This window comes from Streptomyces sp. NPDC004051 (assembly GCF_053604275.1).
In genome coordinates this window covers 56,141-79,072 of sequence record NZ_JBSGHG010000002.1, presented here as the reverse complement: position 1 = coordinate 79,072, position 22,932 = coordinate 56,141, and the positions used below count along the sequence as shown (strand labels likewise).

The following is a 22,932-nucleotide window of genomic DNA, read 5'->3' as shown; positions in this document are numbered from 1 at the left end:
ACGCTCAAGGGGTTGACGTCACAGGGGACCCCCCTTCCGGATGCGAAAAGCAGTAGGTCATAATTGCTTGTGAATGTGAACGCGTTCACAAGCGCATCCTGTTTCTTCCGAAATGTGGGGGACGAACAGGATCAAGCGGCCGCTGTGACGCAGCGATGTAAGGAGCGACGACGTGGACCTGGCTCTGGCGCCGGAAACCCTGGCGCGATGGCAGTTCGGTATCACCACCGTCTACCACTTCCTCTTCGTTCCCCTGACGATCTCACTGGCCGCCCTCACCGCCGGGCTGCAGACCGCCTGGGTGCGCACCGACAAGGAGAAGTACCTCAGGGCGACGAAGTTCTGGGGCAAGCTCTTCCTGATCAACATCGCGATGGGCGTGGTCACCGGCATCGTGCAGGAGTTCCAGTTCGGCATGAACTGGTCCGACTACTCGCGGTTCGTCGGTGACGTCTTCGGCGCCCCGCTCGCCTTCGAGGCCCTGCTCGCCTTCTTCTTCGAGTCCACCTTCATCGGCCTGTGGATCTTCGGCTGGGACAAGCTGCCCAAGAAGATCCACCTGGCCTGCATCTGGATGGTCTCGCTCGGCACCCTGCTGTCCGCCTGGTTCATCCTCGCGGCCAACTCCTGGATGCAGCACCCGGTCGGCTACCGGATCAACGAGGAGAAGGGCCGCGCCGAGCTCACCGACTTCTGGCTGGTGCTCACCCAGAACACCACGCTCAACCAGGTCTTCCACAGCTTCGCGGCGGCCTTCCTGACGGGCGGCGCCTTCGTGGTGGGCATCGCGGCCTTTCACCTGATACGCAAGAAGCACATCACCGTGATGCGGACGTCGCTCCGGCTCGGCCTGGTCACCATGGCGATCGGCGGGCTGCTCACCGCGGTCAGCGGGGACACCCTCGGCAAGGTCATGTACGAGCAGCAGCCGATGAAGATGGCCGCCGCGGAGGCGCTGTGGGACGGCGAGGGACCGGCACCGTTCTCCGTGTTCGCGTACGGAGACGTCGACAAGGGGCACAACGAGGTCGCGTTGGAGATCCCCGGGCTGCTGTCCTTCCTCGCCCACGGTGACTTCGAGTCGCACGTGCCCGGGATCAACGACACCAATGAGGCCCTGCAGGAGGAGTTCGGGCCCGGTGACTACAAGCCCATCGTCCCCGTCGCCTACTGGAGCTTCCGCTGGATGATCGGCTTCGGCATGGCGTCCTTGTCGCTCGCCCTGCTGGGGCTCTGGCTCACCCGGAAGAGGTTCCTGCTGCCGGCCGCCCTGCGCACCGGGGAGGACGAGGTCCCGCATCTGGTGCTGCTGAAGAAGCCGCTCGGGGCACGGCTCACCCGGCTGTACTGGCGCCTGGCGCTCTGGACGATGGCGTTCCCGCTGATCGCCAACGCCTGGGGATGGATCTTCACCGAGATGGGCCGACAGCCCTGGGTCGTCTACGGCGTGCTGCAGACCCGCCACGCGGTCTCCCCCGGTGTGTCCCAGGCCGAGGTCATCACCTCGATGAGCGTCTTCACCCTGCTCTACGCCGTCCTGGCCGTCATCGAGGTCAAGCTGCTCGCCAAGTACGTCAAGGCAGGTCCGCCCGAGCTGACCGAGGCCGACCTCAACCCGCCCACGAAGATCGGCGGCGATCCCCGTGACGCCGACAAGCCGATGGCCTTCTCGTACTAGGCCGAGGGAGCCACAGTCATGGAACTGCACAACGTCTGGTTCGTCCTGATCGCCGTCCTGTGGATCGGCTACTTCTTCCTGGAGGGCTTCGACTTCGGGATCGGGATCCTCACCCGGCTGCTAGCCCGGGACCGTACCGAGAAGCGGGTGCTGATCAACACCATCGGTCCCGTCTGGGACGGCAACGAGGTGTGGCTGCTCACGGCCGGCGGCGCGACCTTCGCCGCCTTCCCCGAGTGGTACGCCACGCTCTTCTCCGGCTTCTACCTGCCGCTGCTGGTCATTCTGGTCTGCCTGATCGTCCGGGGTGTCGCCTTCGAGTACCGGGCGAAGCGGCCGGAGGAGCGCTGGCAGCGCAACTGGGAGACGGCGATCTTCTGGACCTCGCTCATCCCCGCCTTCCTCTGGGGCGTGGCGTTCGGGAACATCGTGCGCGGAGTGAAGATCGACTCCGAGTTCGAGTACGTGGGCAATGTCTGGGACCTGCTCAACCCGTACGCCCTGCTGGGCGGTCTGGTCACGCTGACGCTCTTCACCTTCCACGGTGCGGTGTTCGCCTCGCTCAAGACCGTCGGCGAGATCCGGGGGCGGGCACGGCAGCTGGCACAGCGCGTGGGGCTGGCCACGGCCGTCCTGGCCCTGGTCTTCCTGCTGTGGACGCAGGCCGAGGGCGGTGACGGCGCGAGTCTGGTCGCGCTGGTGGTCGCGGTCGCCGCGCTGGTCGGCGCCCTGGCGGCCAACCGGGCGGGACGCGAGGGATGGTCGTTCACCCTGTCCGGCGTCACCATCGTGGCCGCCGTGGCGATGCTCTTCCTGACGCTCTTCCCGAACGTCATGCCGTCCACGCTGAACGCCGACTGGAGCCTCACCGTCACCAACGCCTCCTCCGGCCCCTACACCCTGAAGATCATGACCTGGCTCGCGGTGATCGCCACGCCGTTCGTCATGCTCTACCAGGGCTGGACGTACTGGGTCTTCCGCAAGCGGATCGGCACCCAGCACATCGCCGACCCCGTGCACTGAGGTGTGTTTCACGTGAAACCGATCGATCCGCGACTGCTCCGCTACACCCGTGCCACTCGGTTCTTCCTGGTGGCGGTCGTCACCCTGGGCGCCCTCGGCGCGGGCCTGGTGATCGCTCAGGCCATGCTCATCGCCGAGGTGGTGGTGGGCGCCTTCCAGCACGGTCTGGCCCTGGCCGAACTCGGCACTCCCGTGATGCTCCTGGCCTGTGTCGCGGTCGGCCGCGCCGTGGTCGGCTGGCTCACCGAGCTGGCCGCGCACCGGGCGAGCGCGGCGGTCAAGTCGGAGCTGCGGGGCCGACTGCTGGAGCGGGCCACGGCGCTCGGCCCGGGGTGGCTGACCGGGCAGCGGACCGGTTCGCTGGTCGCCCTGGCGACCCGTGGGGTCGACGCCCTCGACGGTTACTTCTCGCGCTATCTGCCCCAGCTGGGGCTCGCTGTGGTCGTCCCGGTGGCGGTGCTGGCGCGGATCGTCACCGAGGACTGGGTCTCGGCGGCGATCATCGTCGTCACGCTGCCGCTCATCCCGGTCTTCATGGTGCTGATCGGCTGGGTCACCCAGTCCCGGATGGACCGGCAGTGGGAGCTGCTGTCCCGGCTGTCCGGTCACTTCCTGGACGTCGTCGCCGGACTGCCGACGCTGAAGGTGTTCGGGCGGGCCAAGGCGCAGGCGGAGTCGATCCGACGGATCACCGCCGAATACCGCCGGGCGACCATGCGGACCCTGCGGATCGCCTTCATCTCCTCCTTCGCGCTGGAACTTCTGGCCACCCTCTCGGTGGCGCTGGTCGCCGTGACGACCGGCATGCGGCTCGTGTACGGCGAGATGGACCTGTACACCGGCCTGGTCATCCTGATCCTCGCGCCCGAGGCGTATCTGCCGCTGCGGCAGGTCGGTACGCAGTACCACGCCGCGGCGGAAGGGCTGGCCGCCGCCGAGGAGATCTTCTCGGTTCTGGAAACACCCGCGCCGACGCCGGGCACCGGCGCGGTGCCGTCGGGCGCCCTGTCCTTCGAGGACGTGACCGTCCGCTACCCCGGACGGTCGGCGGACGCCTTGTCGAAGGTGTCCTTCTCCGTCGAGCCCGGGGAGACGGTCGCGCTCGTCGGGTCGAGCGGGGCCGGCAAGTCGACGTTGCTGAACGTGTTGCTGGGCTTCGTACGGCCGACCGAGGGACGGGTGCGGATCGGGGGAGCCGACCTCACCGGTGTCGATCCGGCGCAGTGGCACAGCCGGGTGGCCTGGGTGCCGCAGCGACCGCACCTGTACGCCGGGACGATCGCCGAGAACGTACGCCTGGCCCGGCCCGACGCGGACGACGAAGCCGTCCGCCGCGCCCTGCGGGACGCGGGTGCCCTGGAATTCGTGGACGCGCTGCCCGAGGGCGCCGACACCGTGCTGGGAGAGGACGGGGCGGGACTGTCCGCAGGACAGCGGCAACGGCTCGCGCTGGCCCGTGCCTTCCTCGCGGACCGGCCCGTGCTGCTGCTCGACGAGCCGACGGCCGCGCTGGACGGGGCCACCGAGGCCGAGGTCGTGGCGGCGGTACGGCGGCTGGCGGCCGGCCGGACCGTGCTGCTGGTGGCACACCGGCCCGCCCTGCTGGCGGTGGCGGACCGCGTGGTGCGCGTCACGGAGCCCGCCCCCGGGGACCGGGCGCGGTCCGGACCGGAGGACCACGCCGACGTCGACCGGGAGCCCCTGCCCGCCGAACACTCCTCCGGCGCCGCTTCCGCCTCCGTCGAGGGCACGGCGGGATCCGGGACGGAGGACGCCCCGACAGAAACCGGCGCGGAGACCGGCGCGCGGGGAGCGCTGGCCCGCGTCCGCGCCCTGTCCGGTGCCCGGCGAGGGCGGCTCATGTTCGCGCTGGTACTCGGCAGCATCGCGCTGGGCAGCGCCGTGGGCCTCATGGCGACGTCGGGATATCTCATCTCCCGGGCCTCGCAGCAGCCGCCCGTGCTCTATCTGATGATCGCCGTGACGGCGACGCGGGCCTTCGGCATCTCCCGGGCCGTGTTCCGGTACGCCGAGCGACTCGTGTCGCACGACGCGGTGCTGAGGACGCTGGCCGACACCAGGGTCGCCGTGTACCGGCGGCTGGAGCGGCTGGCCCCTGCCGGACTGCGGGGGACACGCCGGGGCGATCTGCTCTCCCGGCTGGTCGCCGACGTGGACGAACTGCAGGACTACTGGCTGCGCTGGCTGCTTCCGGCGGGTGCGGCGGTGGTCGTCTCGGCCCTGTCCGTCGGCTTCACGGCCTGGCTGCTCCCCGAGGCCGGAGCGGTGCTCGCGGCCGGACTGCTCGCGGCGGGAGCCGGTGTACCGGCGATCACGGGCGCCGTGGCCCGGCGTGCGGAGCGCCGACTGGCGCCCGCCCGCGGAGTCCTCGCGACCCGCGTCACCGACCTGCTCACCGGAACCGCGGAGCTGACGGTCGCGGGCGCCCTGCCCACGCGGACCGCGGAGACACGGCGGGCCGACGGAGTGCTCACCCGGATCGCCTCGCGCGCGGCCACCGCCACCGCCCTCGGAGACGGACTCACCGCACTGATCTCGGGCCTGACCGTCACGGCCGCGGCCCTCGTCGGAGTGCAGGCGGTCTCCGCCGGCCGGCTGGACGGCGTGGCGCTGGCCGTTGTCGTCCTCACCCCGCTGGCGGCCTTCGAGGCCGTACTCGGACTGCCGCTCGCCGTGCAGCACCGGCAGCGGGTGCGCAAGAGCGCCGAGCGCGTGTACGAGGTGCTGGACGCCCCGGTGCCCGTACAGGAGCCGGAACGGCCCCGGCAGGCGCCCGCGTCGCCGTTCCCGCTCGTGGTCAAGGGGCTCGAGGCCCGGCACGCCGGGCAGGAACGGAACGCGCTCGCCGGGCTGGACCTGAGGCTGGAGGAGGGCCGGAGGGTCGCGGTGGTCGGCCCGTCCGGCTCCGGCAAGACGACGCTCGCCCAGGTGCTGTTGCGGTTCCTGGACCCGGGAGCGGGCTCGTACACACTGGCCGGTGTGGACGCGTACGCCCTGGACGGCGACGACGTGCGACGGCTGGTCGGACTGTGCGCGCAGGACGCCCACCTCTTCGACAGCTCGGTGCGCGAGAACCTGCTGCTCGCGAAGCGGGACGCCACCGAGGGCGAACTGCGCGACGCGCTCGCCCGTGCCAGGCTCCTGGAGTGGGCCGAAGGCCTGCCCGACGGCCTGGACACCCTCGTCGGTGAGCACGGGGCACGGCTCTCCGGAGGCCAGCGGCAACGCCTGGCGCTGGCCAGGGCGTTGCTCGCGGACTTCCCCGTGCTGGTGCTGGACGAGCCCGCGGAGCACCTCGACCTGCCGACCGCGGACGCGCTCACCGCCGATCTGCTGGCCGCCACCGAGGGCCGCACGACCCTGCTCATCACCCACCGGCTGGCCGGACTGGCGGCGGTGGACGAGGTGATCGTGCTGGACGAGGGACGCGTGGTGCAGCGCGGAGCATACGAGGAACTGGCCGCCGTGGCCGGACCGTTGCGGCGGATGCTGCGGCGCGAGGCCGAGTCGGACCGGCTGGCGGTGGTGAACTGACCGGGACGCGGGGACCGGGACGCCGCCGGCGTGACCACGGAGGGCACGTGTGACAGGGCGTCAACCCCGACCGTCGGGGATCCTTTTCGGCGGTACCACTGGTCCATCCGGGTAGCACGGTCCCCCAGGCGTACGACATGAACAGGACCCGGGTGCCCGAGCGGCGCGAGGATCGCTCTCATGCGCCTCACCCGCCGTCATCCGCTGCTCGTCGCCGTGCCGCTGTGCGCGCTCGCCGTGCTCGCCGCCCGGCCCACCGACGGAGAGGTGCCCCGGGCCCCCGGCCACGGTCCGGAGTCCGGCGTCAGCGCGCAGGTGGTGCGGCTTTACGAGGAAGCGGCCGCGGCGACCCTGAAGTACGAGGAGGGCAGGCGCGAGGCCGACCGGCAGCAGGCCGAGGCACAGCGACTGGAGAACCTGCTCGACCGGGAGCGGGAGGAGTCCGCTGTCCTGCGCGGGGATCTGGGCCGGATCGCGCGGTCCCAGTACCGCACCGGTGGTGGGGTGCCGCTGACCGCGCACATCCTCCTCGCGGACGACCCCGAGGAGATGATGCGGGGCCAGCGAGTCCTGTGGAAGGCGCATGTGGCCCTCGACAACGCGATCGAGAAGAACGCACGGGCCGAGGCGCGGATCGCCCGCGAGGAGGCGAAGGCGGCGGAAGCGTGGAAAGCGCTGGAGAAGCGGAACAAGGAACTCGCCGACCTGAAGAACGGCATCGAGCGGAAACTCGAGACCGCGCGGTGGCAGCTGCAGGGGCAGGCGGACGCCTCGGTGACAGCCGGCTCCTGCCGTGGTGCGGTACGGCTCGACCAGCCGGAGTTCCGGTTCACCGACTCCTGGGTGCCACCGGTGGAGACCTATGTGCTGTCCGCGTCCTACGGGAGTGGCGGCGCACTCTGGGCGAACCGGCACACCGGGCAGGACTTCGCGGTACCGATCGGCACGCCGGTGCGGTCCGTGGGCGCGGGCAGGGTGGTGAAGGTGTCCTGCGGAGGGGCCTTCGGCATCGAGATCGTGGTCCAGCACACGGGCGGCTACTACACGCAGTACGCCCATCTGGCCGCCGTCGCCGTCGACCAGGGCGACCGCGTCTCGCCCGGGCAGTGGATCGGCCAGTCCGGGACCAGTGGCAACTCCACCGGACCGCATCTGCACTTCGAGGTGCGCATCACGCCGGAGATGGGCTCGGCGGTGGATCCGGTGTCGTGGCTCGCACAACGGGGCCTCACCCTCTGAGCGAGCCCCGGCACTCAGAAATGGTCCGCGAGCAGCTGCTCGATCACCACGGCCACTCCGTCCTCGTTGTTGGCGACCGTCTGCCCCGAGGCGGCGGCGAGGACGTCCGGGTGGGCATTGCCCATCGCGTAGGAACGGCCCGCCCAGGTGAGCATCTCGATGTCGTTGGGCATGTCCCCGAACGCCACGACCTGCTCGTGTGAGATTCCGCGTTCGGCGCAGCACAGGGCGAGCGTGCTCGCCTTGGACACGTCGGGACCGCTGATCTCCAGCAGGGCGCTCGGGCTGGAGCGGGTGACGTTGGCACGGGTGCCGACGGCCAGCCGCGCCAGGGTGAGGAAGGCGTCGGGGTCGAGTTCGGGGTGGTGGGCGAGGATCTTGAGCACCGGTTCGTCGGCGGTGGGGGCGTCCGGTGCCAGCAGCTCCTCGGCCGGGGCCAGGAGGTCCGGGATCTCCATGTGCAGCTTCGGGTACGCCGGCTCCTGGTTGAAGCCGTAGGTCTGCTCGACGGCGTAGACGGTGCCCGGTGCGGCGTCGCGCAGCATCCGCACCGCGTCCAGCGCGTTCGGCCGGGCGAGCTCCCGCACCTTCACGAAGCGGTGGGCGCCGGGGCCGCCGTGCAGGTCGACGACGGCGGCGCCGTTGCCGCAGATGGCGAGCCCGTGACCGTGCACGTGGTCACTGACGACGTCCATCCAGCGGGCCGGGCGGCCGGTGACGAAGAAAACCTCGATACCCGCCTCCTCGGCGGCGGCCAGTGCGGCGACCGTGCGGGAGGACACCGACTTGTCGTCGCGCAGCAGGGTGCCGTCGAGGTCGGTGGCGATGAGCCGCGGCGGGGCGACGGGGCCGTCTTCCCGCTCGAGCGAGGTCGAGGACTGGGGAGAGCCCGGAGCGGCGGGCTGTCGGATCGCTGAGGTCACCCGGTCATTGTCCCGTATGCGCCCGCACGACCGTGCGGCACTCCGCACATGTGAGTGGTTACCGCTCTCGGAGGCTCCCCGGAGCCTCCGATGAAGCGGTTGCCGCGGGGGCACGGACATCGTCCCGCCGACCGGGCTCCTGCTCAGGAAAGCTGCGCCGGCGCCTCCATGGCGATCCGCTCGAAGATCTTCCGGTCCGCCGCGAAGTCCGAGTCCGGAATGGGCCAGTGGAGCACGATCTCGGTGAATCCCAGCTCCATGTGGCGGCCCGCGAAGTCGACGAACGCGTCCAGTGACTCCAGCGGCCGGCCCCGGTCCGGGGTGAATCCCGTGAGCAGGATCTTGTCCAGTTCGGTCACGTCCCGCCCGCGCGCGGCGCAGGCGTCGGCCAGCTTCTCCACCTGGCCGCGAATGGCGTGAACCGACTGCTCGGGGGTGCCGTTCTCGTACAGCTTCGGGTCGCCCGTGGTCACCCACGCCTGCCCGTGTCGTGCGGCGAGCCGCAGCCCGCGTGGTCCGGTGGCGGCCACGGCGAACGGCAACCGGGGCCGTTGCACACAGCCCGGGATGCCGCGGGCCTCGTGTGCCGCGTAGAAGTCGCCCTGGTACGACACGGAGGCCCCGGTGAGCAGCCGGTCGAGCAGGGGGACGAACTCCGCGAAGCGGTCGGCCCGCTCACGCGGTGTCCACGGCTCCTGGCCGAGCGCGGTGGCGTCGAAACCGGTTCCGCCCGCGCCGATACCGAGGGTGACGCGCCCACCGGAGATGTCGTCGAGGGAGATCAGCTCCTTGGCGAGGGTCACCGGGTGCCGGAAGTTCGGCGAGGTGACGAGTGTGCCGAGCCGGAGCCGTTCGGTGGCCGCCGCGGCGGCGGTGAGCGTGGGGACCGCGCCGAACCAGGGGCCGTCCCGGAAGGTCCGCCAGGACAGGTGGTCGTAGGTGTAGGCGGCGTGGAAGCCCAGCTCCTCGGCGCGCCGCCACTTGTCGCGGCCACCCTCGTGCCAGCGGTCGATCGGCAGGATCACAGTGCTCAGTCGCATGGGGACGACCCTACGAGAGACCGAGCAGGTGCCGCATCGACTGCGCGGCGCGGACGGCGGCGTCACCGCAGCAGTTGTTGAACAGGACGTGGACCTCCCGAGCCCGCTCGGCCATCTCGCGGACGCGCGGTGTCCACTCGGAGAGTTCCTCGGGCGTGTACGAGTGGCGGAACCTCTCTTCCTTGGAGCCGGTGCCCCACGCGCTGTTGCGGCCGTGGAAGCGCACCAGGGCGAGCTCCGGGGTGGTGACCCGTACGACCGGTGGCACGGAAGAGGGAAGCGTCTGCACCATGTCCACGGCCACGGCGGCCGTGTCCAGCTCCGTCAGCAGGGCGGTCGTCGCATCGACCTGCTCCTCGCGCCACCAGCCGGGGTGCCGGAACTCCACGGCCATCGGCCACCCCGCGGCACGCTCACGGCACCGGCGCAGGAACTCCACCCCCGGCCTCCCCGGTACGAGCCGGTGCGGGAACTGGAAGACCAGCGTCCCCAGCCGGCCGGACGCGCGCAGCGGTTCGAGGGCCGCGCTGTAGCGGTCCCACACGTCGTCGAGCAGCCCGGGGTCGATGCCGGTCCGCCCCCGCTGCCGGGCGAGGGCCGGGCGCAGTTCGGCGGGCAGCGCTTCGGGCCGTGTCGGGTGCCCGGTGAGCAGGGAGAACGCCTTCGCGTCGAACCGGAAGCCCTCAGGGGTGCGGTCGGTCCACAGAAGACTGTTACGGGTGCTGGGCAGCCCGTAATAGGTGGAGTCCACCTCCGCCACCGGGAACTGCGTGGCGTAGTGCCGCAGTCTGCCCTCCGCGTCGCGGCGGCCTGCGGGGTACCAGCCGCTGGACACCAGTGCCCTGTCCGTCCACGAGCAGGTTCCGACCCGGATCTCTCCCATTCCGCCCGTCTTCCCCGGACGCGGTGACGGATTCGTCCGGCGCGGGGAGCCGTCCGCCCGACTCCGGGGGCCTGGATGTTTCACGTGAAACGGTCACCGCACGCGCGCGCTCAGCCAGGGGGTGAGGACGATCATCGGGATGAACTCCTTGTGCGTCCGGTCCCCGGGCAGCGGCACCATCAGGAAGTAACCCGGTGGGAAGCGCCGCCCTCTGACGTGGGCGAGGCCGCCGAAGACGGAGCGAAGGAAGGCCGGGACCTCGTCGCGGGGGATGTCGGGACACTCCACACCCTCCACGTCGATCAGCGCGTCGCCCTCGGGGTAGAGCCGCACACTGACCCGGGGCAGGCCGCCGAACTCGACGTAGGCCTCATGGGGGAGGGAGCCGTCCGGGTCGATGGTGACCCCCACGCCCGCCGCGGTGCGGCGTGACGTCTGGTCGGCGCCTACGCCATGGGTGACCTCGATCTCGCGCTCGTACCTTTCGGCGAGTGCCCGAAGGGCGGTGACGGCGGCCTCGGTGGTGGGCAGGTGGTCCATACCGCTGATCATGCAGTGCCGTCGGCCGTCGGGGAAGCACGGGCGGCGCCGCCCGTGCGGAACGCGCGGAGGCGGGAACCGGGGAGCCGGGAGCCGGGGGGGAACCGAGGGAGCCGGGGGGCCACCGTGTCAGTGGCGCTCGCGGAACCGCAGGTACCGAGCGGGCACGGCGGCGGTCAGCCACACGCCGTTCGCGCTCACCCGGAAGACGTGACCGTCACGGTGCATGGCCGCCGCGTCCACGGGGAGGACCACCGGGCGGCCCCTGCGGGCGCCGACGCGGGCCGCCGTCGCACGGTCGGCGGAGAGGTGCACGTCGTGCCGGTCCATGGGCAGCAGACCCTCGGCGCGGATGGCGGCCAGGTGACGGCTGACGGTGCCGTGGAAGAGGTACGGCGGTGGGACGGCCGTCGGCAGTCCCAGATCGACCTCGACGCTGTGACCCTGACCGGCGCGGATCCGGGTGCCCTCGATCGTGAAGCGCTGTTTGTCGTTGGTGGCGACCACATGGTCCAGTTCCGCCCGGGTGAACCGGAAACCGTGTGCGGCCGCCGCGGCGATCAACGTGTCGATCTCGACCCAACCGGCCTCGTCGAGGGCGAGCCCGATCTCCTCGGGAGTATGACGCAGATGCCTGGCGAGGTACTTCGACACCTTCACGGTGCGCCTTTCGTCCATCCTCCCAGCCTGCCGGTAGAGACGCACATCACGCGATCGGTTTTGCTTTGGATGTTTGATCCACAGTCAGATGTAGTTATCCACAGCGGAATTGGGTGTCCCTGTGGACAACCGCCGGGGATTTCCGCCAGCCGTCCCGGCAGCACGGCTTCCCCCGGACGTCCGGCGCACCACCCGTGTCCCGCACCACTCCCCGACGGAGGCCCCCTACGGGCCCGTACGACTCCAGGGGGACCCCAAGACGGCTCTCCGGTCTGACGACCCACGTGGCGCGTGCCACTAACGTCGGGGACGTGACTGTGATCGCGACCGAAAGCCTGAGCAAGCGGTTCCCCAGGGTGACCGCGCTTGACCGGCTCTCCATGGAAGTCGGGCCCGGTGTGACCGGACTCGTCGGAGCCAACGGAGCCGGCAAGTCCACACTGATCAAGATCCTTCTGGGTCTGTCCCCCGCCACCGAGGGCCGCGCCGAAGTGCTCGGCCTCGACGTCGCGACCAAGGGCGCCGCCATTCGCGAGCGGGTGGGCTACATGCCGGAGCACGACTGCCTGCCGCCGGACGTCTCGGCCACCGAGTTCGTCGTGCACATGGCCCGCATGTCCGGCCTGCCGCCCACCGCCGCGCGGGAGCGCACCGCGGACACCCTGCGCCATGTCGGCCTGTACGAGGAGCGCTACCGCCCCATGGGCGGCTACTCCACCGGCATGAAACAGCGTGTGAAGCTCGCCCAGGCCCTGGTGCACGACCCGGAACTGGTCTTCCTGGACGAGCCGACCAACGGTCTCGACCCCGTCGGCCGGGACGAGATGCTCGGCCTGATCCGCCGGATCCACACCGACTTCGGCATCTCGGTCCTGGTCACCTCCCACCTGCTGGGCGAGCTCGAGCGCACCTGCGACCACGTGGTCGTCGTCGACGGCGGCAAGCTGCTGCGCTCCAGCTCCACCACGGACTTCACCCAGATCACCACGACCCTCGCGATCGAGGTCACCGACACCGACGAGCACCCCGACGGCACCCGCGCGGCGCGTGAGGCGCTCCACGCGCGCGGGGTGACCGTCCAGGACGGCAGCGGACTGCCGGGCGCCGGCCACATCCTCCTGCTCACGGCGCAGGGCGAGGAGACCTACGACCTGGTGCGGGACGTGATCGCCGACCTCGGGCTCGGCCTGGTGCGCATGGAACAGCGCCGCCACCACATCTCCGAGGTCTTCCAGAACGACACCGACAACGACACCGCGGCCGGCCCCGACACCGGCGACGGCGAGCAGCGGAAGGAGGCGGTCGGCCATGGCGGTTGAGCAGCCCCTGCGGACACCCGCACCGGCATCGGGTGACCAGACCCGCATCCACAACATCGGTTACCGCTCCTACGACGGCCCCCGCCTCGGCCGCTCCTACGCCAGGATCTCGCTGTTCTCGCAGTCCCTGCGCGGCTCCTACGGCCTCGGCCGCTCGGTGAAGTCCAAGGTGCTGCCGATGCTGCTGTTCGTGGTGATGTGCGTGCCCGCCGCCATCATGGTGGCCGTCGCGGTCGCCACCAAGGCGAAGGAACTGCCCGTCGACTACACGCGCTACGCGATCATCATGCAGGCCGTCATCAGCCTGTACGTCGCCTCGCAGGCACCCCAGTCCGTCTCGCGCGACCTGCGCTTCAAGACCGTGCCGCTGTACTTCTCGCGGCCCATCGAGACCGCCGACTACGTACGCGCCAAGTTCGCGGCCCTGTCCTGCGCCCTGTTCATCCTCACCGCCGCTCCCCTGCTGGTGCTCTACGTGGGTGCGCTGCTGGCCGAACTCGACTTCGCTGACCAGACCAAGGGGTTCGCCCAGGGACTTGTCTCCGTGGCACTGCTCTCACTGCTCTTCGGCGGCATCGGCCTGGTCATCGCCGCGGTCACCCCGCGCCGAGGCTTCGGCATCGCCGCCGTGATCGCCGTCCTGACCATTTCCTACGGAGCGGTCTCCACCCTCCAGGCGATCGCCGAGTTCCAGGGCAGCTCCGGGGCGGTCGCCTGGATCGGGTTGTTCTCACCGGTCACCCTCATCGACGGTGTGCAGTCCGCCTTCCTCGGCGCGAGCTCCACCTTCCCGGGCGGGGTGGGCCCGACGAACGGCGAGGGCGTGGTGTACGTCCTCTTCACCCTCGGCCTGATCGCGGCCTGCTACGGCCTCCTGACGCGCCGCTACCGGAAGGTGGGCCTGTGACCACGCTCTCCATCGACCACGTCTCCCGCTGGTTCGGCAACGTGGTCGCCGTCAACGACATCACCATGACCGTCGGCCCCGGCGTCACCGGCCTGCTCGGCCCCAACGGCGCCGGAAAGTCCACCCTCATCAACATGATGGCCGGCTTCCTCGCCCCCTCCACCGGCACCGTCACCCTCGACGGGCAGGCGGTGTGGCGCAACGAGAAGATCTACCGGCACATCGGCATCGTCCCCGAGCGCGAGGCGATGTACGACTTCCTCACCGGCCGCGAGTTCGTCCTCGCCAACGCCGAACTGCACGGACTGGGCGCCAAGGAGGCCCAGCGGGCGCTGGCGACGGTCGAGATGGAGTACGCGCAGGACCGCAAGATCGCCACGTACTCCAAGGGCATGCGCCAGCGCGTGAAGATGGCCTCCGCGCTGGTCCACGAGCCGTCCCTGCTCCTGCTGGACGAGCCGTTCAACGGAATGGACCCGCGCCAGCGCATGCAGCTGATGGACCTGCTGCGGCGCATGGGCGACGAGGGCCGCACCGTGCTGTTCTCCTCCCACATCCTCGAGGAGGTCGAGCAGCTCGCCTGGCACATCGAGGTCGTCGTCGCCGGCCGGCACGCGGCCAGCGGTGACTTCCGCAAGATCCGCCGGCTGATGACGGACCGCCCGCACCGCTACCTGGTGCGCTCCAGCGACGACCGCGCCCTCGCGGCCGCCCTGATCGCGGACCCGTCCACGTCCGGCATCGAGGTCGACCACGGCGAGGGCGTGCTGCGGATCCAGGCCGTCGACTTCGGCCGCTTCACGTCCCTGCTGCCCAGGGTCGCGAAGGAACACGGCATCCGCCTGCTCACGGTCTCGCCGTCCGACGAGTCCCTCGAGTCCGTCTTCTCGTATCTCGTCGCGGCGTAGGAGGCCGAACACCATGTACGACCCCACAGTCGCCCGGCTCACCTACCGGGCCCTGCTCGGCCGTCGCCGGGCCCTCATCCTGGGCGCCCTGCCGCTGCTGCTGATCGCGATCTCCCTGGCGGTGCGCGTCCTCGCCGGTGCCGACGACCAGACCGCCGCCGACATCCTCGGCGGGCTGGCGCTCGCCACGATGGTGCCGATCATCGGCGTCATCGCGGGTACCGGTGCGATCGGTCCCGAGATCGACGACGGCTCGGTGGTCTACCTGCTGTCCAAGCCGGTCAAGCGGCCCACGATCATCTACACCAAGCTGATCGTGGCGATCGCCGTAACGATGGTCTTCTCGGCGGTGCCCACCCTGGTCGCGGGCTTCATCCTGAACGGCAACGGCCAGCAGGTCGCCGTCGCCTACACGGTGGCCGCGCTGGTCGCCTCCATCGCCTACGCGGCGCTCTTCCTGCTGCTCGGCACGGTCTCCCGGCACGCGGTGGTGTTCGGCCTGGTCTACGCGCTGGTCTGGGAGGCCCTGTTCGGCTCCCTGGTGCCCGGCGCCCGCACGCTGAGCATCCAGCAGTGGTCGCTGGCGGTGGCCCAGAAGGTCGCCGGCGGTGACCTGGTCACCTCGGACGTCGGACTGACGACCGCGACGGTCCTGCTGGTCGTCGTCACCGTGCTGGCCACCTGGTACGCCGGTCAGAAGCTGCGCACGCTCACGCTCGCAGGCGAGGAGTGAGGGCTTTTCGGCGAAGTGGCGGGCGGCGGCCGGGCAGGCGCCGCCCGCCGCGTTCAAATTCGGTGGCGCCGGACTTCCCCGGCGGGCAGAGTGGTGGTGTCCGCAGCGCCGGGAAGGCCCGGCGCCGTCTGCTGGGAGAGGAGCGGGACGATGCCCATGCACGGCAGTACGTCCGGCTCCCGTCAGGGCAGCCCACGGCGGACTCCGGGGTAATCCCTACTGCTCCGTCGAGTCCGTCCCGCACGGGGACCTGCCCGGGGCGGCCGCTTCGAGCACGCGCACACCGGCGCGTGGGCCGCCCACCCGGAGGATTGGCCGAGTGGTAAGGCACTGGCTTGGTCCAAGCCTTGGTCGGGCCCGAAGAGCCCGCGCACGTTCGATCCGTGCATCCTCCGCCGAACGCCGAACGCCGAACGCCGAACGCCGAACGCCGGGCCTCAGCCCAGCAACCGCTCCACCACCACCGCGATCCCGTCCTCCTCGTTGGAGGACGTCACCTCGTCGGCGACCGCCCGCAGATCCTGGTGGGCGTTGGCCATGGCGACGCCCTGCGTGGCCCAGGCGAACATGGGGATGTCGTTCGGCATGTCGCCGAACGCGATCGTCCCCGCGGCCTTCACTCCCAGCCGGCGAGCGGCCAGGGACAGTCCGGTGGCCTTGGACAGACCGAGAGGCAGCAGTTCGACGATGCCCTCGCCCGCCATGGTGACGGTGACGAAGCCGCCCGCGGTGCGGACGGCCGCGTCGACGAGTTCGTCGTCGGTGAGGCTCGGGTGCTGGATGTACACCTTGTTCAGCGGCGCCGCCCACAGGTCCGACGCGTCCGTGAACGGAATCGCGGGCAGCGGCCCCTGCACTTCGTAGCCGGGGCCCACCAGCACCTCGCCGTCCAGCCCGGCGCGGCTCCCGGCCAGGTGCAGCGGGCCGACCTCCGCCTCGATCTTGGCCAGCGCCACGGCGGCCAGCTGTCGGTCCAGCGTCACCGAGGTGAGCAGCCGGTGCGTCCCCGCGTCGTACACCTGGGCGCCCTGGCCGCAGACGGCGAGCCCCTGGTAGCCGAGGTCGTCGAGGATGGGCCGGGTCCAGGGAACCGCGCGCCCGGTGACGACGATGTGGGCGGCCCCCGCCGCGGTGGCCGCGGCGAGCGCGTCCCGGGTGCGGCGGGAGACCGAGTGGTCGTCACGCAGCAGTGTGCCGTCGAGATCGGTGGCGATGAGCTGGTAGGGGAACGGCGTGCTCACTTGGCGACCGGCTCCAGGAGCTCCCGACCGCCCAGGTACGGACGCAGCACCTCGGGCACCCGCACCGAGCCGTCCGCCTGCTGGTGGTTCTCCAGGATCGCCACGATGGTGCGCGGCACGGCGCACAGGGTGCCGTTGAGCGTGGCCAGCGGACGCACCGTCTTGCCGTCACGCACCCGGATCTGGAGCCGACGGGACTGGTACTCGGTGCAGTCCGAGGTCGAGGTCAGCTCGCGGTACTTGCCCTGGGTCGGGATCCACGCCTCGCAGTCGTACTTCCGCGAGGCCGAGGAGCCCAGGTCGCCCGAGGCGACGTCGATCACACGGAACGGCAGCTCCAGCGACGTCAGCCACTGCTTCTCCCACTCCAGCAGCCGCTGGTGCTCCGCCTGCGACTCCTCGGGAGTGACGTAGGAGAACATCTCGACCTTGTCGAACTGGTGCACGCGGAAGATGCCGCGGGTGTCCTTGCCGTGCGAGCCGGCCTCGCGGCGGAAGCAGGGGGAGAAGCCCGCGTAGCGCAGCGGCAGCCGGTCGGCGTCGATGATCTCGTCCATGTGGTACGCGGCGAGCGGTACCTCGGAGGTGCCGACCAGGTAGAGGTCGTCCTTCTCGAGGTGGTAGACGTCCTGGGCCGCCTGGCCGAGGAAGCCGGTGCCCGCCATGGACTGGGGACGGACCAGGGCCGGGGTCAGCATCGGTGTGAAGCCGGCCGCGGTGGCCTGGGCGATCGCGGCGTTCACCAGCGCCAGTTCGAGCAGGGCGCCGACGCCGGTCAGGAAGTAGAAGCGCGAGCCGGAGACCTTGGCGCCGCGCTCGACGTCGATGGCGCCGAGGAGCTGACCGAGCTCCAGGTGGTCCTTGGGTTCGAAGCCCTCGGCGGCGAAGTCGCGGGCGGTGCCGTGCGTCTCCAGCGTGACGAAGTCCTCCTCACCGCCGACGGGGACGTCGGGGTGGACGAGATTGCTCAGCCGGCCCAGGAGCTCCTGGGTCTCAACCGCTGCCGCGTCCCGCTCGGCGTCGGCCGCCTTGACGTCGGCGGCGAGTGTGCCGGCCTTCTTCAGCAGCTCGGCCTTCTCGTCGCCGGTCGCCTTGGGGATGAGCTTGCCGAGCGCCTTCTGCTCGGCGCGCAGCTCGTCGAAGCGGACGCCGGACGACCTCCGCCGTTCGTCGGCGGACAGGAGGGAGTCGACGAGCGCGACGTCCTCTCCACGGGCGCGCTGCGAAGCGCGCACACGGTCGGGGTCCTCACGGAGCAGGCGAAGGTCAATCACGCGGTCAAGGCTACCGGTGCGCGGTGACAGCCCACGACTCACTATTCCGAGGGGAGCGATCGCATTCCGTTATGGGGGGTGTGCGCACTATGTCCCGGGGGTCAATGCGCGGGGGTCTCTCCCCGGGAAGAGTCGGTGACACAGGCGGCCCGTTGACTGGAATTCCTTGCGGGAAACGGGACCTGAAGCCTGGTTGTCCACAGGTGTCCACAGCTTTTCGAAAGTTATCCACAGGGTGTGAAGGAAATCTGTGGACACCGGAATCGATCACTCCGAAACGTGTGACCGGAGGGAGGATTCCCGGCGCGAACTCCCCTTACCTCCGCTTTTGAGGAGAAGGGGCCGCTCCAAAGGGTTGCCGAAAGGGAAAGAGCGGACGAAGGGCGATCCGCGGGTGAGTGAATGCAATCATGGGCACTGGGGAGATTTGTCGACCGAACGGGGCAATGCTGTCGACTTGTCCCCAGGTCGAGAAGCGGACCTGTGGATAACTTCTGTGGATAACGAAAATCAGCAGGTAGGACCGGTTCCGCCCCGGCTGAGGTCCCTCAGAACCGGCCGTCCTGGCATCGCGCCACCCACTCCGCCGCGGACACGAACTCGGCGTCCGAGGTTCCGGGGAGCGGATCCCGTACCTCCGCCGGCTGTACATCCGCACGCGGGTACGAACCGAGGAAGCGCACCTGAAGACAGACCCGCTTGAGCCCCGTCAACGTCTCGGCCACCCTGCGGTCCGAGATATGTCCCTCGGCGTCGATGCAGAAACAGTAATTGCCGATACCGGCACCGGTGGGCCGGGACTGGAGCAGCATCAGGTTGACGCCCCGTGTGGCGAACTCGCCCAGCAGATCGCGCAGGCCACCGGGGTGGTCGTCGCGCTGCCACAGCACGATGGACGTCTTGTCCGCGCCCGTGCGTGCGGCGGGCCGGGCCGGGCGTCCGACCAGCACGAAGCGGGTCTGGGCGTTCTCCGCGTCGTGGATCCCGGTCTCCAGGGCCTCCAGCCCGTACCGGGCCGCCGCGAACTCGCCGGCGAAGGCCGCGTCGTACCGGCCCTCCTGCACCAGACGGGCCCCGTCCGCGTTGGAGGCGGCCGATTCCCAGGCGGTGTCCGGGAGGTGCTGCTTCAGCCAGTTGCGCACCTGTGGCTGGGCGGCGGGGTGGGCGGTGACCGTCTTGATGTCCGAGAGCTTGGTGCCGGGGCGGACGAGCAGCGCGAAGGTGATCGACAGCAGCACCTCGCGGTAGATCATCAGCGGGGTGCCCGCGACCAGTTCGTCGAGGGTGGTGGTGATGCCGCCCTCGACGGAGTTCTCGATGGGGACGAACGCGGCCTCGGCCTCACCTGCGCGTACCGCGTCGAGCGCGGACTGCACGGACACATACGGGGTCAGCTCCCGGGTGGCCGCCTCCGGAAGGGTGCGCAGGGCCACCTCGGTGAAGGTGCCCTCGGGGCCGAGATACGCATAGCTCGCTGGCATGGGCTCACCCTAATGGGCTCATGCCGACCGCACCTTCGTCTGTGCTCCCAGGAGTGACACGAGGTGGTTTTCACCCCTCCAGCAACCGCTGTCCCACATACTCACCCTCCGCCGCGCCACCCGGCACCGCGAACAGTCCGCTCGCCTCGTGCCGGAGGTACGGCGTCAGCGCGTCCCCCCGGTCCAGCTTGCGCTGCACCGGCACGAAGCCCCGCAGCGGGTCGGCCTGCCAGCAGATGAACAGCAGACCCGCGTCGGGCACGCCGTCCGCGTCCATGCCGTCGTGGTACGAGAGCGGGCGCCGGAGCATCGCCGCGCCGCCGTTCTGGTCGGGCCGGGTGATCCGGGCGTGGGCGTTGATGGGGACCACCAGATTGCCTCCGGAGTCCGTCTTCTCCAGGTCCATCTCGGACGTCTCGGTGCCTCCGGACAACGGGGCCCCGTCGGACTTGCGGCGCCCGATGACGGCCTCCTGCTCCTTGACCGCGAGTTTCTCCCAGTCGTCGAGAAGCATGCGGATGCGCCGTACGACGACGTAGGAGCCGTTCGCCATCCACGCGGGCTCGCCGTTCTCCGGTACGAAGATCCGCTGGTCGAAGTCCGGGTCGGTCGGCTTCGGGTTGCGGGTGCCGTCGACCTGGCCCATCAGGTTGCGGGCGGTCATGGGCCGGGCGGTGGCGCCCGGTGTGCGGTTGAAGCCGTTCATCTGCCAGCGGACCCGGGCCGCCGAACCGGCGTCCTTCTGCACGGCGCGCAGGGCGTGGAAGGCGACGAGGGCGTCATGAGCGCCGATCTGCACCCACAGGTCGCCGTTGCTGCGTGCCTTGTCCAGGTGGTCGGAGGAGAAGTCGGGCAGCGGGTCCAGGGCCACCGGACGCTGTTTCTCCATACCGGTGCGTCCGAAGAAGCTGTGGCCGAAGCCGAAGGTGACGGTCAGCGAGGAGGGGCCGGCGTCGCGGGCCACATCGGTGTCGCCGTCGGCGCTCGGCTCGCCCGCCATCAGCCGCCGGGCCGTCTCCGACCAGCGGCGCAGCAGGGCGGCGGCCTCCTTGCGCCCGGCGCCCGGCGCCAGGTCGAAGGCGATGAGATGGCCGCGGGCCGGGAGCCCCTGGGTGATGCCGGGCTGATGTTTCCCGTGAAACATCGCCTTGCCCGCGCCCACCGAGGCCAGCGGAGTCGCCCCGGAGGGCGCGGCGGCGTAGCCCACGGCGCTACCCGCCGCGCCGAGCACGAGCCCGGTGGCCCCGGCGGTGCCGAGCAGGCGGCGGCGGGAGATGCCCTTCCGGTCGGCCGGTACGGCGACTCCCTCCAGGGGGTCCGGTGCCGCGAGGGTGCGGGCCTCCGGAGTGGACTGGTCAGTCATGGTGGTTCAGCCGATCTGCGCGTTCTTGGAGACGGTCACCTGGTCGATGTCGGAGGTCCGCACGATCACCTCGACCGTCCAGTCGCCCGCCATGGGGATCTGCACGTCACTCGCCGACCAGTGCCCGGCGGCGACGCGGTCGGGCACGACGGGCAGCGGCCCGATGTCCTTGGCGGAGAGGGTGAAGTCGACCTTCAGTTCGGGGACGTCGAGGGTCTTGCCGTCGGTTCGCTCCACATAGATGTGCATGTCGTTGCCACCCACACGCGCGGGGTTCAGGTCGATCGTGACGACGCCCCTGCCCTCCTTGCCGCCGGTGTCGAACGGCATGTTCAGGGTCACCGCTCCGGTGCCCTGGGCGAACGAGGACGAGGATGACGACGGGGCGGAGGACGAGGAGGCGGCCTTGGCCTCCTGCTCCGTACGTCCCGGTTCGGTCTGCGTCAGCACGGTGGTGATCGCGAGCAGGACGACGGCGACACCGGCCTCGGCGAGCACCGAGCGACGCAGCCCGAAGCGGTTCGGGTCGGCGTCCCGCAGCCGCTTCTGCCGGGCGGTCTCCACGGCTGCCCGCTGCCGGGCGAGCTGAGCGGCCCGCGCGGAGTGCTCACCGGCCTTCGCCCCGGTGCCGGCCGTCTCCGCCGGGGCCCGTCCCACGTCGGTGGTGTCGGTGGTGTCGGTGGTGTCGGTGGTGGCGGCAGTGGCGGTGTGGGTATCGGCTGCGGTGTCGGTGTCGGTGTCGGTGTCGGTGTCGGTGTCGGCGCGAGGCTCGGGGTCGGTCGTGACTTCGGGTCCGGCCTTCTCCGTCCCGGTCTCGGCTTTCTGGGAACCGTCCGTCTCCGTACCGGCCTCCCCAGCGCCGGCCTTTGCAGCGGAGACGGCCGCCAAGGGTTCCGTCCCGGCCGTCTCCGGGCGGACCGCCGTCCCGTCCGCCCCGACGAGCCGTGCCGTCCACCGCCGTGAGAAGTACGCCAGCCCGGCCATGAGCACCACGAACCCGATCTTGGCGAGCAGCAACTGCCCGTACCGGGTGTCGGTCAGCGCGGACCAGGAGCCGAGCTGCCGCCAGCTCTGGTAGATCCCGGTGACGACCAGGGCGACCACGCTGCCGAACGCGAGCCGCGAGAACCGCTGGACGGCGGCCGCGTCGACGGCGGTCTCGGCGGGTGCCCGGTAGAGCGCGACGAGCAGGGCGGTGAGTCCGCCGAGCCAGGCGGCGACGGCCAGCAGATGGACGATGTCGACCGGCATCGCGATGCCGGCCTGGAGGCCCTGGGAGGCGTGTTCGGACATGGCCCAGCTCGCGGCGAGCCCGGCCGCCACGACCGTCCCCCCGATCGCCAGCCCGAAGGTCAGGTCCCGCTTCTCCGTGTCGTCCCGCTGGTCCTGGGCGGCGCCGAAGAACACCGCGATGAACAGCGCCGCCGCGGCGAGCAGCAGCAGCCGCGACACCAGCGCCGCGCCGGTCTTGGTCTGCAGCACCTCCCCGAGCAGCGACATGTCGAAGATGTCGCCGATCTTGCCGGAGCGCGTGTAGGAGCCGCGCAGGAGCAGCAGCGCGAGGGTGGCCGCGGTGAGGGTGAGCCACCCGGAGACGACCAGCCGCTGCACCGTCCGGACACCGGCGCCGGGCCGCCAGCAGGCCAGCACGAACGCGGCCCCGCCGGTCATGACCACGAATCCGGCGTACGACATGTACCGTCCGAAGCCGTACAGCCAGCCCACCAGCCCGTCGTCGGGCGCCTGGGCGGAAGCCTGGACGGAGGTCTCGGAGGGGGCGCCGATGGAGAAGGTGAAGGCGCCGGCGACGGGATGGCTGTCCGCGGACACCACCTGGTAGGTGACGGTGTAGGTGCCGTCGGGCAGTCCGCCGAGCAGTTGCACGGTGTAGGTCGTGCCGCTCGGGTTGGCGGGGGCGCCCTTGTCGGCCCGCTTGCCCTTGGGGTCGAGGACGCGCAGGGAGTCGTCGCTCACCGCGATCGGCTCGGAGAAGGTGAGTGAGACCTGGCTGGGAGCCTTGTCGACCACCGTCCCCTGCTGGGGATCGCTGCCGGTCAGCGCGGCGTGCGCGGACGCGGGAGCGGCCCCGGCGAGGAGCGCGCCGATGACGGCCAGCAACAGCAGCAGGGTCCGGGCGCGGGGGGCGATGGTCTGGGTCACGGGGG

Annotated in this window: 18 protein-coding genes and 1 tRNA gene; 9 read left to right on the top strand and 10 right to left on the bottom strand. The window is 70.7% G+C overall.

Going from position 1 to position 22,932, the window contains the following annotated elements; genetic code table 11:
* Nucleotides 1-172 precede the first annotated feature (172 nt).
* From ACWEQO_RS03905 to ACWEQO_RS03890, 4 genes are all read left to right on the top strand, one after another.
* Complete coding sequence (locus ACWEQO_RS03905; RefSeq protein ID WP_361457221.1) at nucleotides 173-1,678, top strand: cytochrome ubiquinol oxidase subunit I; 1,506 nt, start codon at nucleotides 173-175, stop codon at nucleotides 1,676-1,678.
* 18 nt (nucleotides 1,679-1,696) lie between these two features.
* A complete protein-coding gene (gene cydB, locus ACWEQO_RS03900) occupies nucleotides 1,697-2,701 on the top strand; it encodes a cytochrome d ubiquinol oxidase subunit II (RefSeq protein ID WP_361457218.1) in 1,005 nt (334 codons plus the stop codon).
* A 12-nt stretch (nucleotides 2,702-2,713) separates the two neighbouring features.
* Nucleotides 2,714-6,256, top strand: coding sequence for a thiol reductant ABC exporter subunit CydD (gene cydD, locus ACWEQO_RS03895; protein ID WP_452978622.1), 3,543 nt, complete (start codon nucleotides 2,714-2,716; stop codon nucleotides 6,254-6,256).
* A 180-nt stretch (nucleotides 6,257-6,436) separates the two neighbouring features.
* On the top strand, nucleotides 6,437-7,495 hold the full coding sequence (locus ACWEQO_RS03890; protein WP_361457212.1) for a M23 family metallopeptidase: 1,059 nt from the start codon (nucleotides 6,437-6,439) through the stop codon (nucleotides 7,493-7,495).
* Nucleotides 7,496-7,509: 14 nt separating this feature from the next.
* Here ACWEQO_RS03890 and ACWEQO_RS03885 read toward each other — a convergent pair whose 3' ends face one another.
* The 5 genes from ACWEQO_RS03885 to ACWEQO_RS03865 all read right to left on the bottom strand — a co-directional run bounded on the left by ACWEQO_RS03885 (nucleotide 7,510) and on the right by ACWEQO_RS03865 (nucleotide 11,559).
* A complete protein-coding gene (locus ACWEQO_RS03885; RefSeq protein WP_452979155.1) occupies nucleotides 7,510-8,436 on the bottom strand; it encodes an HAD hydrolase family protein in 927 nt (308 codons plus the stop codon).
* Nucleotides 8,437-8,561: 125 nt separating this feature from the next.
* Nucleotides 8,562-9,458, bottom strand: a complete 897-nt coding sequence (locus ACWEQO_RS03880) for an LLM class flavin-dependent oxidoreductase (protein ID WP_361457206.1) — start codon at nucleotides 9,456-9,458, stop codon at nucleotides 8,562-8,564.
* A 10-nt stretch (nucleotides 9,459-9,468) separates the two neighbouring features.
* Entirely contained in the window at nucleotides 9,469-10,341 is an 873-nt protein-coding gene (locus ACWEQO_RS03875; RefSeq protein WP_452978618.1) for a DUF72 domain-containing protein, read from the bottom strand.
* A gap of 93 nt (nucleotides 10,342-10,434) precedes the next feature.
* Nucleotides 10,435-10,893 (bottom strand): hypothetical protein, encoded by a 459-nt coding sequence (locus ACWEQO_RS03870; RefSeq protein WP_452978616.1) that lies wholly within the window; start codon nucleotides 10,891-10,893, stop codon nucleotides 10,435-10,437.
* Nucleotides 10,894-11,010: 117 nt separating this feature from the next.
* Nucleotides 11,011-11,559 (bottom strand): RNA 2'-phosphotransferase, encoded by a 549-nt coding sequence (locus tag ACWEQO_RS03865; protein ID WP_452978613.1) that lies wholly within the window; start codon nucleotides 11,557-11,559, stop codon nucleotides 11,011-11,013.
* 299 nt (nucleotides 11,560-11,858) lie between these two features.
* Between ACWEQO_RS03865 and ACWEQO_RS03860 the strand changes: the two genes are divergently transcribed.
* The 5 genes from ACWEQO_RS03860 (at nucleotide 11,859) to ACWEQO_RS03840 (ending at nucleotide 15,803) form a co-directional block, all read left to right on the top strand.
* Nucleotides 11,859-12,860, top strand: coding sequence for an ABC transporter ATP-binding protein (locus tag ACWEQO_RS03860; RefSeq protein WP_361457365.1), 1,002 nt, complete (start codon nucleotides 11,859-11,861; stop codon nucleotides 12,858-12,860).
* The gene (locus tag ACWEQO_RS03855; RefSeq protein WP_452978610.1) at nucleotides 12,850-13,767 is read left to right on the top strand and encodes an ABC transporter permease; all 918 of its coding nucleotides are present in this window, start codon (nucleotides 12,850-12,852) and stop codon (nucleotides 13,765-13,767) included. The genes ACWEQO_RS03860 and ACWEQO_RS03855 overlap by 11 nt, the downstream gene beginning before the upstream one ends.
* On the top strand, nucleotides 13,764-14,675 hold the full coding sequence (locus ACWEQO_RS03850) for an ABC transporter ATP-binding protein (RefSeq protein WP_279335041.1): 912 nt from the start codon (nucleotides 13,764-13,766) through the stop codon (nucleotides 14,673-14,675). Before ACWEQO_RS03855 ends, ACWEQO_RS03850 begins: the two co-directional genes overlap by 4 nt.
* A gap of 13 nt (nucleotides 14,676-14,688) precedes the next feature.
* Nucleotides 14,689-15,408, top strand: a complete 720-nt coding sequence (locus ACWEQO_RS03845; RefSeq protein WP_361457190.1) for an ABC transporter permease subunit — start codon at nucleotides 14,689-14,691, stop codon at nucleotides 15,406-15,408.
* A gap of 305 nt (nucleotides 15,409-15,713) precedes the next feature.
* A tRNA-Thr gene (locus ACWEQO_RS03840) sits at nucleotides 15,714-15,803 on the top strand.
* Between the two features lie 42 nt (nucleotides 15,804-15,845).
* On the opposite strand, the gene ACWEQO_RS03835 is transcribed toward ACWEQO_RS03840, so the two are convergent.
* The 5 genes from ACWEQO_RS03835 to ACWEQO_RS03815 form a co-directional block, all read right to left on the bottom strand.
* Entirely contained in the window at nucleotides 15,846-16,649 is an 804-nt protein-coding gene (locus ACWEQO_RS03835) for an HAD family hydrolase (RefSeq protein WP_361457187.1), read from the bottom strand.
* On the bottom strand, nucleotides 16,646-17,923 hold the full coding sequence (gene serS, locus ACWEQO_RS03830) for a serine--tRNA ligase (protein WP_361457184.1): 1,278 nt from the start codon (nucleotides 17,921-17,923) through the stop codon (nucleotides 16,646-16,648). The genes ACWEQO_RS03835 and serS overlap by 4 nt, the downstream gene beginning before the upstream one ends.
* A gap of 548 nt (nucleotides 17,924-18,471) precedes the next feature.
* Nucleotides 18,472-19,404: a prephenate dehydratase gene (pheA, locus tag ACWEQO_RS03825; RefSeq protein ID WP_361457181.1), complete on the bottom strand. Its 933-nt coding sequence runs from the start codon at nucleotides 19,402-19,404 to the stop codon at nucleotides 18,472-18,474.
* Between the two features lie 70 nt (nucleotides 19,405-19,474).
* On the bottom strand, nucleotides 19,475-20,767 hold the full coding sequence (gene efeB, locus ACWEQO_RS03820) for an iron uptake transporter deferrochelatase/peroxidase subunit (RefSeq protein WP_452978604.1): 1,293 nt from the start codon (nucleotides 20,765-20,767) through the stop codon (nucleotides 19,475-19,477).
* A gap of 6 nt (nucleotides 20,768-20,773) precedes the next feature.
* A complete protein-coding gene (locus tag ACWEQO_RS03815) occupies nucleotides 20,774-22,927 on the bottom strand; it encodes a copper resistance CopC/CopD family protein (RefSeq protein WP_452978601.1) in 2,154 nt (717 codons plus the stop codon).
* Nucleotides 22,928-22,932: the final 5 nt, after the last annotated feature.

Excerpts from the sequence above, each read along its gene's own strand:
- efeB (WP_452978604.1), bottom strand. The coding sequence starts at position 20,767 with ATGACTGACCAGTCCACTCCGGAGGCCCGCACCCTCGCGGCACCGGAC.
- pheA (WP_361457181.1), bottom strand. The coding sequence starts at position 19,404 with ATGCCAGCGAGCTATGCGTATCTCGGCCCCGAGGGCACCTTCACCGAG.
- ACWEQO_RS03845 (WP_361457190.1), top strand. The coding sequence starts at position 14,689 with ATGTACGACCCCACAGTCGCCCGGCTCACCTACCGGGCCCTGCTCGGC.
- ACWEQO_RS03890 (WP_361457212.1), top strand. The coding sequence starts at position 6,437 with ATGCGCCTCACCCGCCGTCATCCGCTGCTCGTCGCCGTGCCGCTGTGC.
- ACWEQO_RS03880 (WP_361457206.1), bottom strand. The coding sequence starts at position 9,458 with ATGCGACTGAGCACTGTGATCCTGCCGATCGACCGCTGGCACGAGGGT.
- ACWEQO_RS03875 (WP_452978618.1), bottom strand. The coding sequence starts at position 10,341 with ATGGGAGAGATCCGGGTCGGAACCTGCTCGTGGACGGACAGGGCACTG.
- ACWEQO_RS03855 (WP_452978610.1), top strand. The coding sequence starts at position 12,850 with ATGGCGGTTGAGCAGCCCCTGCGGACACCCGCACCGGCATCGGGTGAC.
- cydB (WP_361457218.1), top strand. The coding sequence starts at position 1,697 with ATGGAACTGCACAACGTCTGGTTCGTCCTGATCGCCGTCCTGTGGATC.
- ACWEQO_RS03870 (WP_452978616.1), bottom strand. The coding sequence starts at position 10,893 with ATGATCAGCGGTATGGACCACCTGCCCACCACCGAGGCCGCCGTCACC.
- ACWEQO_RS03865 (WP_452978613.1), bottom strand. The coding sequence starts at position 11,559 with ATGGACGAAAGGCGCACCGTGAAGGTGTCGAAGTACCTCGCCAGGCAT.